Origin of the sequence: Streptomyces endophyticus, assembly GCF_035798155.1 — a bacterium.
In the GTDB taxonomy this organism is placed as follows: domain Bacteria; phylum Actinomycetota; class Actinomycetes; order Streptomycetales; family Streptomycetaceae; genus Streptomyces; species Streptomyces endophyticus.
The window spans coordinates 1-8,812 of record NZ_JAOZYC010000036.1 but is presented as its reverse complement, the minus strand read 5'-3'; the positions used below and the strand labels follow the sequence as shown (position 1 = coordinate 8,812).

The 8,812-nt window shown below is 70.0% G+C and carries 8 protein-coding genes; 2 read left to right on the top strand and 6 right to left on the bottom strand.

Translation table 11 applies throughout. The annotated features are described in order from the left end of the window. Positions 1-622: 622 nt before the first annotated feature. Genes OKJ99_RS06880 through OKJ99_RS06870 form a run of 3 tightly spaced genes read right to left on the bottom strand, consistent with a single transcriptional unit; the run spans position 623 to position 3,602 of the window. Positions 623-1,813, bottom strand: a complete 1,191-nt coding sequence (locus OKJ99_RS06880; RefSeq protein WP_326014889.1) for a dipeptidase — start codon at positions 1,811-1,813, stop codon at positions 623-625. 32 nt (positions 1,814-1,845) lie between these two features. Continuing rightward, the gene (purE, locus tag OKJ99_RS06875) at positions 1,846-2,382 is read right to left on the bottom strand and encodes a 5-(carboxyamino)imidazole ribonucleotide mutase (protein ID WP_326014887.1); all 537 of its coding nucleotides are present in this window, start codon (positions 2,380-2,382) and stop codon (positions 1,846-1,848) included. Next, the gene (locus tag OKJ99_RS06870) at positions 2,379-3,602 is read right to left on the bottom strand and encodes a 5-(carboxyamino)imidazole ribonucleotide synthase (protein ID WP_326014886.1); all 1,224 of its coding nucleotides are present in this window, start codon (positions 3,600-3,602) and stop codon (positions 2,379-2,381) included. The genes purE and OKJ99_RS06870 overlap by 4 nt, the downstream gene beginning before the upstream one ends. A 70-nt stretch (positions 3,603-3,672) precedes the next feature. Between OKJ99_RS06870 and OKJ99_RS06865 the strand changes: the two genes are divergently transcribed. Then, on the top strand, positions 3,673-4,197 hold the full coding sequence (locus OKJ99_RS06865; protein WP_326014890.1) for a GtrA family protein: 525 nt from the start codon (positions 3,673-3,675) through the stop codon (positions 4,195-4,197). On the opposite strand, the gene OKJ99_RS06860 is transcribed toward OKJ99_RS06865, so the two are convergent. Both OKJ99_RS06860 and OKJ99_RS06855 read right to left on the bottom strand, forming a co-directional pair. Further along, on the bottom strand, positions 4,190-5,464 hold the full coding sequence (locus tag OKJ99_RS06860; protein ID WP_326014885.1) for an ATP-binding protein: 1,275 nt from the start codon (positions 5,462-5,464) through the stop codon (positions 4,190-4,192). The two genes, OKJ99_RS06865 and OKJ99_RS06860, sit on opposite strands and share 8 nt — an antisense overlap. Before the next feature lie 72 nt (positions 5,465-5,536). Further along, on the bottom strand, positions 5,537-6,214 hold the full coding sequence (locus OKJ99_RS06855; RefSeq protein WP_266710971.1) for a response regulator transcription factor: 678 nt from the start codon (positions 6,212-6,214) through the stop codon (positions 5,537-5,539). A gap of 460 nt (positions 6,215-6,674) precedes the next feature. On the opposite strand from OKJ99_RS06855, the gene OKJ99_RS06850 reads away from it, so the two are divergent. After that, positions 6,675-8,174 (top strand): peptide MFS transporter, encoded by a 1,500-nt coding sequence (locus OKJ99_RS06850; RefSeq protein WP_326014884.1) that lies wholly within the window; start codon positions 6,675-6,677, stop codon positions 8,172-8,174. Positions 8,175-8,256: 82 nt separating this feature from the next. On the opposite strand, the gene OKJ99_RS06845 is transcribed toward OKJ99_RS06850, so the two are convergent. Beyond that, positions 8,257-8,445, bottom strand: coding sequence for a hypothetical protein (locus OKJ99_RS06845; RefSeq protein WP_326014883.1), 189 nt, complete (start codon positions 8,443-8,445; stop codon positions 8,257-8,259). Positions 8,446-8,812: the final 367 nt, after the last annotated feature.

The window sequence follows — 8,812 nt, the reverse complement described above, 5'->3', positions numbered from 1 at the left end:
GGACCTGGAGGTCCTGGGGACCTGGAGGTCCTGGGGGCCGGGGGTCCTGGGGGCCGGGGGTCCTGGGGGCCGGGGGTCCTGGGGGCCGCAGAGCCCTGGGGGCCGGGGGCTCTCGACCGGAGCCCCCGGAGGGGGCGGGTGGGTGGGAGGTGAGCGGGGAAGAAGGGGCTGGGCGAGGCGAGGCGGGGCGAGGCGAGGCGAGGCGAGGCGATGGCAACCCCGCGGGGAAGCGCATCCACTCGGCCGGCTGCCGGAAGCCGCGGGCTACCCGAGACCGGGCCGGGCTTCGCAAGGCACGGTGACGTGGGACCGCGACAGGGCGTCGGCCGCCCGAACCGCCCCCGCACCCCCGTCACGGCTCACCCGAAACCGTCACCGGCCGCCGCACACGCCCGCCCACGGCTCACCCCGAAACCGCACCCCGTCGCCGCACCCCCGCCACGGCCCACCCCGAAACCGTCACCCGCCGCCGCACAACCCCGCCACAGCTCACCCCGAAACCGCCACCCGCCGCCACACACCCCCGCCACGGCCCACCCCGGCCGGCGGCCCCGCACCCCCGTGCCACCGCAAGCACCCCACCCGTGCCACCGCAAACACCCCACCCGGTCCGAGCCGCGCGCTACCCGTCCAGCTGGGACAGCGTCGCGTTCGAGGGGCCGCGGCGGGAGCGGAGGTCGGAGGCCACCGATTCCGCGTCGCCGAGGGCGCGGACCGCGTTGCGCCACGTCAGTTTGGAGAGGTCGGTGCGGGACCAGCCCCGGTCGACCAGTTCCGCGATCAGGTTCGGGTAGCCCGAGACGTCGTTCAGGCCGTCCGGCGTGAACGCCGTGCCGTCGTAGTCGCCGCCGATCCCGATGTGGTCGATGCCCGCGGCCTCGCGCATGTGGTCGAGGTGGTCCGCCACCGTCGGGACCGTCGCGACCGGGCGCGGCCGTGCCTCCTCGAAGGCGCGGTGCAGCTTCATCGCCTCCGGGGACGTGTCCAGGTGGTGGTAGCCGTGCGAGCGCAGGTTGTCGTCGGCCGCGGCCGTCCAGTCGACCGCCGCCTGGAGGACGAACTTCGGGACGAAGGTGGCCATCGCCACTCCCCCGTTCCCCGACAACCGCTCCAGCACGTCGTCCGGGATGTTGCGCGGGTGGTCGCACACCGCGCGGGAGGAGGAGTGGGAGAAGATCACGGGCGCCTCGGACACGTCCAGCGCCGCGCGCATCGTCTCCGCCGCGACGTGCGACAGGTCGACGAGCATGCCCTCGCGGTTCATCTCCCGGACCACCTCGCGGCCGAAGGCCGAGAGGCCGCCGACGCCGGGCTCGTCCGTCGCCGAGTCCGCCCACGCGATGTTGTCGTTGTGCGTGAGCGTCATGTAGCGGACGCCCAACGCGTACAGCGCGCGCAGCGTGGCGAGGGAGTTGTTGATGGAGTGGCCGCCCTCGGCGCCCTTGAGCGACGCGATGCGCCCCTCGGCCCGCGCCGCTTCCATGTCTGCCGCGGTCCGCGCCTCGCGCAGCTCACCCGCGTACCGGGCGATCAACTGGTCGACGCAGTCGATCTGTTCGAGCGTGGCGCTGACCGCCGCGTCGCCCGACAGGTCGGTACGGACGTACACCGACCAGAACTGCGCGCCGACGCCACCGGCCTTCAACCGGCCCAGGTCCGTGTGGAGATGGGCGCTCTGGTCGGTGGCGATGTCGCGCGCGTCGATGTCGTACGTGACCTGCTCGCGCAGCGCCCACGGCAGGTCGTTGTGCCCGTCGACGACCGGGAACTCCGCGAGCAGGGAACGGGCTTCCTCGATGGACGAAGCGTTCATACGTGTCACTCCCACGTCACTTACCGAACGCGTCACTTGCCGAAGCCGAAGCCGGAGCCCGAACCCTCGACCTTGGCCCGCAGCCGCTTGCCCTTCTCGGTCGCCTGGTCGTTCAGCTCCTGCTGGAAGTCCTTCATCCGGCCGAGGAGTTCCTCGTCGTGCGCGGCGAGGATGCGCGCCGCGAGCAGGCCCGCGTTGCGCGCGCCGCCGACCGAGACGGTGGCGACGGGGACACCGGCCGGCATCTGCACGATGGACAGCAGGCTGTCCATGCCGTCGAGGTACTTCAGCGGGACCGGCACGCCGATCACCGGCAGCGGCGTCACCGACGCCAGCATGCCGGGCAGATGGGCCGCGCCGCCCGCGCCCGCGATGATCGCCTTGAGGCCGCGCTCGGCGGCCTGCTCCCCGTACGAGATCATCTCGTGCGGCATCCGGTGCGCGGAGACGACGTCGACCTCGTAGGGGATCTCGAACTCGTCGAGGGCCTTCGCCGCGGCCTCCATGACGGGCCAGTCGGAGTCCGAGCCCATGACGATGCCCACCACGGGGCTCACTGCGGAAGTCATTCGGTGATCGTTCCTCGGAGGTAGCCGGCTGCGTGACGGGCGCGCTCCAACACGTCGTCCAGGTCGTCGCCGTAGGTGTTGACGTGGCCGACCTTGCGGCCGGGCTTCACGTCCTTGCCGTACATGTGGATCTTGAGCTGCGGGTCGCGGGCCATGCAGTGCAGATACGCGCTGTACATGTCCGGGTAGTCGCCGCCCAGGACGTTGCACATGACCGTCCAGGTCGCGCGCGGGCGCGGGTCGCCGAGCGGCAGGTCGAGGACGGCGCGGACGTGGTTCGCGAACTGGGACGTGATCGCCCCGTCCTGCGTCCAGTGGCCGGAGTTGTGCGGGCGCATCGCCAGCTCGTTGACCAGGATGCGGCCGTCGTGGGTCTCGAAGAGTTCGACCGCGAGGTGGCCGACCACGCCGAGCTCCTGCGCGACGCGCAGCGCCAGCTCCTGCGCCTCGCCCGCCAGGGTCTCGTCGAGCTCGGGGGCCGGGGCGATCACCGTGTCGCAGACGCCGTCGACCTGCTGGGACTCGACGACGGGGTACGCGACCGCCTGGCCGTGCGGGGAGCGGACGACGTTGGCCGCCAGCTCCCGTACAAAGTCGACTTTCTCCTCGGCGAGGACCGGCACGCCCGCCTTGAACGGGTCGGCGGCATCGGCCTCGGAGCGTACGAACCACACGCCCTTGCCGTCGTAGCCGCCGCGCACCGTCTTGAGGATGACGGGGAAGCCCTCGCCCTCCTCGGCGAAGGCGGCCACGTCGGCCGGGTCCTTCACGATGCGGTGGCGCGGGCACGGCACGTCGAGCGACGTGAGCTTCGCGCGCATCTCGCCCTTGTCCTGGGCGTACAGCAGCGCGTCGGGGCCCGGGCGGACGGGGATGCCGTCCGCCTCCAGGGCCCGTAGATGCTCTGTCGGTACGTGCTCGTGATCAAAAGTGATCACGTCGCAGCCTCGCGCGAACTCACGCAGCGTGTCCAGGTCGCGATAGTCGCCGATCACGACATCGCCGACGACCTGCGCCGCGGAATCCTGCGGGGTGTCACTGAGGAGCTTGAACCTGATGCCGAGCGGGATGCCTGCCTCGTGTGTCATACGAGCGAGCTGTCCACCGCCGACCATGCCGACTACGGGGAACGTCACACCCACAGGGTATCGGCCAGGTGTCCGGTACCCGTACCGCGTCCTGCAGAGCACAGGCACAGAGCGAAGGCGCGTGGTTAGCATGGCTGGGTCGGTCACGACCAGATCCGACACGACGGGTACGACGGACATCACGGGGGCTGAGGCGACCATCATGGGCATCACGGGACATACCGGCCGCATCGGCGCACTGCGACAGCGGCTGGCGGGCGTGGCCCGCGAGGTCGCGAAGTTCGGTGTCGTGGGTGCCCTGGGCGTCCTCGTGAACTTCGCCGTCTTCAACCTCATGCGGCACAGCACCGACCTCCAGGTGGTGCGGGCCAGCGTGATCGCGACGGTCGTCGCCATCGCCTTCAACTACGTGGGGTTCCGCTACTTCACGTACCGCGACCGGGACAAGAGCGGCCGCACCAAGGAGCTCACGCTGTTCCTGCTGTTCAGCGCGGCGGGCCTGATCATCGAGAACGGGGTCCTGTACGCGGCGACGTACGGGTTCGGCTGGAACAGCTCGCTGCAGAGCAACATCTTCAAGTTCCTCGGCATGGGCCTCGCGACCCTGTTCCGGTTCTGGTCGTACCGGACGTGGGTGTTCCGGACGCTGCCGGCGAGGGAGGCCGTGGCCAGCGCGGAATCGTTCCTCGGCGACTCGCAGTCGACGCCACCGTCGCGCGTCACCTGATCATTTGCTCCTCGTCGCCGTCCGCCGTCTTCTTCAGCGGCGTACGGGAGAGGAACAGGCCGAAGACCGGCGGGCTGCTCTGGAGCATTTCGAGGCGGCCCCCGTCGGCCTCCGCCAGGTCGCGGGCGACGGCGAGGCCGATGCCCGTCGAATTGCGGCCGCTGATGGTCCGCTCGAAGATCCGCGAGCCCAGCTCCGGCGGGACTCCGGGCCCCTCGTCCGTGACCTCGACGATGGCCTGGCTGCCGGTGACACGGGTCCGCAGGGCGACCGTGCCGCCACCGTGCATCAGCGAGTTCTCGATCAGCGCGGCGAGCACCTGCGCGACCGCGCCCGGCGTGCCGACCGCCGTCAGGTGGCGCTTGCCGGAGGAGACGATCGCGCGCCCGGCGCTGCGGTAGGCGGGCCGCCACTCCTCCAGCTGCTGCTTGATCACCTCGTCCAGGTCGAAGGGGACGGCGGACCCCGTGCGCGGGTCGCGGGAGTTGGTGAGCAGCCGCTCGACGACATCGGTGAGCCGCTCGACCTGCGCGAGCGCGATCGTCGCCTCCTCCTTCACCTCGTCGAGGTCCTCGGTCATCGTGATCTCCTCCAGGCGCATGGAGAGCGCCGTGAGGGGCGTACGCAGCTGGTGCGAGGCGTCGGCCGCGAGGCGTCGCTCGGCCGTCAGCATGCGGGCGATGCGCTCCGCCGAACCGTCGAGGACGTCGGCGACGCGGTCCAGCTCCGGGACGCCGTAGCGCTTGTGCCGGGGCCGCGGGTCGCCGGACCCGAGGCGCTCCGCCGTGGAGGCGAGGTCCGTGAGCGGTGAGGCGAGGCGGTTCGCCTGGCGTACGGCGAGCAGCACGGCGGCGACGATCGCGAGCAGGGCCACGCCCGCGATGATCAGGAGCGTGCGGCCGACCTCCGTGGTGACGGCCGAGCGGGCCTCCTCGACGGTGACCTTCTCGCCCTGCTCTCCCGTGGCCGTGTAGGAGATGACGTCGCCGACGGGTTCCGTGCCGATGGTGAGCGGCGCGCGGCCGGGCATGTCGATCTCGGCGTAGCGGTCCCCCGCGACCTGGTCCTGGAGGATGCTGCCGGTGATCTGTTCCTCGCCGAGGATCCGGCTGTCCACGATGGAGGCGAGGCGGACGGCCTCCGACTCCACGCGTTCCTGGGCGCTGTTGGTGATGGTTCGGGTCTCCACGATGACCAGGGAGACACCGAAGACGGCGATCACTACCAGGACCACGGCGAGGGTGGAGTTGATCAGTCGGCGGCGCATGTCTCTTAGTGTCCCGGATGCGTCGGCGGCACCGTGGTTACGGACACGGGGCGGAGCCCCGTGCGGGTCGGCTCAGCTCTTCTCGAAGCGGAAGCCCACACCTCGCACCGTGGCGATGTAGCGCGGGTTCGCCGCGTCGTCGCCGAGTTTCTTGCGGAGCCAGGAGATGTGCATGTCGAGGGTCTTGGTCGACGACCACCACGTCGTGTCCCAGACCTCGCGCATCAGCTGGTCGCGGGTGACCACGCGGCCCGCGTCCCGTACGAGGACCCGCAGGAGGTCGAACTCCTTGGCCGTGAGCTGGAGTTCCTCCTCGCCCATCCACGCGCGGTGCGACTCGACGTCGATACGGACGCCGTGCGTGGCCGGGGCCTGGACGGGTTCGGTGGCGCCGCGGCGGAGCAGGGCCCGGACGCGGGCGAGGAGTTCGGCGAGGCGGAAGGGCTTGGTCACGTAGTCGTCGGCGCCCGCGTCGAGGCCGACGACCGTGTCCACCTCGTCCGCGCGGGCGGTGAGGATCAGCACCGGCACCGTGTGCCCCTCGGCGCGCATTCGGCGGGCCACCTCGAGGCCGTCCATTCCCGGCAGTCCGAGGTCGAGCACGACGAGGTCGATGCTTCCCTGCAGTCCGGCGTCGAGGGCGGTGGGACCGTCCTCGCGCACTTCCACCTCGTAACCCTCCCGGCGCAGGGCGCGGGCCAGCGGCTCCGAGATGGACGCGTCGTCCTCGGCGAGCAGTACACGGGTCATGAGGTGATGGTAGTCCGCGCCGGACGACGCCCGTGGGGTGATCCGCCACTGCGGCGTCCGGTGGTTAACGGAATTTTTGCCTCCGGGTTCGCGCCCTGCGGTGTCCGGGTGTCATCGTGGGGAACACCTTTGAAACAGTGCGAGTGGTTCCGCGAAGGCCTGTGATCCATCTCTCAAGTCCTTCCATATGCCGCTGAGTCGTTCGTAAGGTGATTCAACGCCTGATGCACTACTGGGGGACCTTTGGAGCGCACTGCGCACCCAAGGTCCCTTTCGTGTGTGAGCTGACGTGCGTCAGCATTTTTAGGAACGACCTGTGGCCGGGCCCCGCGTGTAAGGAAGCGCGCCGGGGTGTGGATCTCGGGCCCCGCCGCATCGGCGGGCTCCGGTGCCGGCCTCCCCCACGCGGGCGCCCGCTCCCCACGAAGGTGCAGCGTCCCGAGCGAGCAAGGAACCCCCCATGGCGTCCAGCCTGACGAAGGAAGCCACCGCGCCCGGCGCCGGTGGCAAGACCTTCCTTGGCCACCCTCGCGGCCTGGCCTTTCTGTTTCTGACGGAGATGTGGGAGCGGTACAGCTTCTACGGGATGCGCGCGCTTCTCGTGCTGTACCTGTCGGCCGGCGTGATCGACGGTGGCCTCGGCCTCGACGTCGCCACGGCGACCGCGATCTACTCCGTCTACAACGCCCTTGTGTACCTGCTCGCCCTGCCCGGCGGCTGGCTCGGAGACCGCATCTGGGGTCCGCGCAAGACGACCGCGGTGGGCGCCGCGATCATCATGGTCGGCCACTTCACCCTGGCGCTGCCCTGGTCCGGCTCCTTCTACCTCGGCCTCGGCCTGATCGCCGCCGGTTCGGGTCTGCTCAAGGCCAACATCTCGACGATGGTCGGCCACCTGTACCCGGAGAAGAACGACCCGCGCCGTGACGCCGGTTTCTCGATCTTCTACATAGCGATCAACGTCGGCGCCTTCTTCGCGCCGCTGACGATCGGCACCATCGGCCAGACGGTCAACTGGCACCTCGGCTTCGCGATGGCCGGTGTCGGCATGGCGCTCGGCCTGGCCTGCTTCCTGTTCGGCTTCCGCTACCTGTCGGACGAGTCCAACGTCGTCCCGGCCCCGATGGGCGACGACGAGAAGCGCGCGATCTGGAAGAAGTCCGCGATCTGGGCCGCCATCGCCCTCGTGTTCTACGGCGCCACCGGCGCCGGTGGCCTGCTGACCGTGAACTGGCTGCTGTGGCCGCTGACCATCCTCGGCCTGGTCCTGCCGATCTGGTACCTGGTCAAGATGAAGCGCGACCGCGAGCTGAGCGACACCGAGCAGTCCCGTGTCTCCGCGTACATCTGGTTCTTCCTCGTGGCCGCCGTGTTCTGGGCCATCTACGACCAGACCGGTTCCACGCTGACCCTGTTCGCGCAGAACGACACCACCAACACGCTGTTCGGCTTCGAGTTCCCGTCCAGCTGGTTCCAGTCCCTGAACCCGCTGTACGTGATGGCGCTCGCGCCGGTCGCCGCCTGGCTGTGGATCTGGCTCAACAAGCGCGGCAAGGAGCCCAGCACCCTCTCGAAGTTCGCCAACGGCGTCTTCCTGATCGGTCTGTCCTTCTTCGTGATGATGCTCGCCCAGGCCGCCGCCTCCGGCGACGCCAAGGTGACCCCGCTGTGGCTGTGCTCGGTCTACCTGATCCAGACCATCGGTGAGCTGACGCTCTCTCCGGTCGGCCTGTCCCTCACCACGAAGCTGGCGCCGGAGAAGTACGGCTCGCAGATGATGGGTGTCTGGTTCCTCGCCGTCACCGCCGGCGACTCGGTCATCGCCCTGCTCCAGCTGATCGGCGCGCCGACCGACACCGAGTGGTGGTTCGCCTCCCAGGGCGCCCTCGCCGTCCTCGCCGGTGTCGCGGTCTTCATGTTCCGCAAGAAGGTCAAGCCGCTGATGGGTGGCGTGCACTAACGCCACCGCCTCCGGTCCACGTGACAACGAAGGGGCCCGGCCACACCGTTCGGTGTGGCCGGGCCCCTTCGCGTATCCGGTGTCAGGCCTTGCAGTGTGTGTGGAAGAGCCAATGCGCCATGGAACAGCCGAGCGCGTACCCGGTGCCTCCGCTCTGCCACTGGCCCGGGCTGTCCTGCCCGTAACCACCCGCGCTGGCCGTACCGGCCACTCCGAACGTCAGTCCCGCCGTGAGCAGCGCGACCGCACCGGCCCTCCGCAACTTGCGCATCGCCGATTCCCCTTGCGTCGATCGTTTCTGCCGTGCCTGGTCAAGCACAGCGTGTGCCCTCGGCCGAAGCCGAGATCATCCACACAAGCACACTGCAAATAGATCGGCGAGAGATGAAGTATTACGAGCCAGACACGCTTTTACCAGGCGGCGCCGTGAGGTTGATTTGCTTCTGCACGCTAACCCCACGACGCCGCCAGGGTGTTCGTCCTGTCACCGGCCCCTGACCACTCGACGCGCCCGCGGCAGGAAGGTGAAGACCGCGCCGCCCAGCAGGATCACCGTGCCGGCCGCCAGGCCGAGGGCGCGCAGGGCGCCGTCGCTGGAGGAGCCGGTTTCGGCGAGGCCGCCGCCGGTCGCGGCCGAG

Bases quoted from the DNA above. Each gene is read 5' to 3' on its own strand.
- OKJ99_RS06880 (WP_326014889.1), bottom strand. From the start codon at position 1,813: ATGAACGCTTCGTCCATCGAGGAAGCCCGTTCCCTGCTCGCGGAGTTC.
- purE (WP_326014887.1), bottom strand. From the start codon at position 2,382: ATGACTTCCGCAGTGAGCCCCGTGGTGGGCATCGTCATGGGCTCGGAC.
- OKJ99_RS06870 (WP_326014886.1), bottom strand. From the start codon at position 3,602: ATGCTAACCACGCGCCTTCGCTCTGTGCCTGTGCTCTGCAGGACGCGG.
- OKJ99_RS06865 (WP_326014890.1), top strand. From the start codon at position 3,673: ATGGGCATCACGGGACATACCGGCCGCATCGGCGCACTGCGACAGCGG.
- OKJ99_RS06860 (WP_326014885.1), bottom strand. From the start codon at position 5,464: ATGCGCCGCCGACTGATCAACTCCACCCTCGCCGTGGTCCTGGTAGTG.
- OKJ99_RS06855 (WP_266710971.1), bottom strand. From the start codon at position 6,214: ATGACCCGTGTACTGCTCGCCGAGGACGACGCGTCCATCTCGGAGCCG.
- OKJ99_RS06850 (WP_326014884.1), top strand. From the start codon at position 6,675: ATGGCGTCCAGCCTGACGAAGGAAGCCACCGCGCCCGGCGCCGGTGGC.
- OKJ99_RS06845 (WP_326014883.1), bottom strand. From the start codon at position 8,445: ATGCGCAAGTTGCGGAGGGCCGGTGCGGTCGCGCTGCTCACGGCGGGA.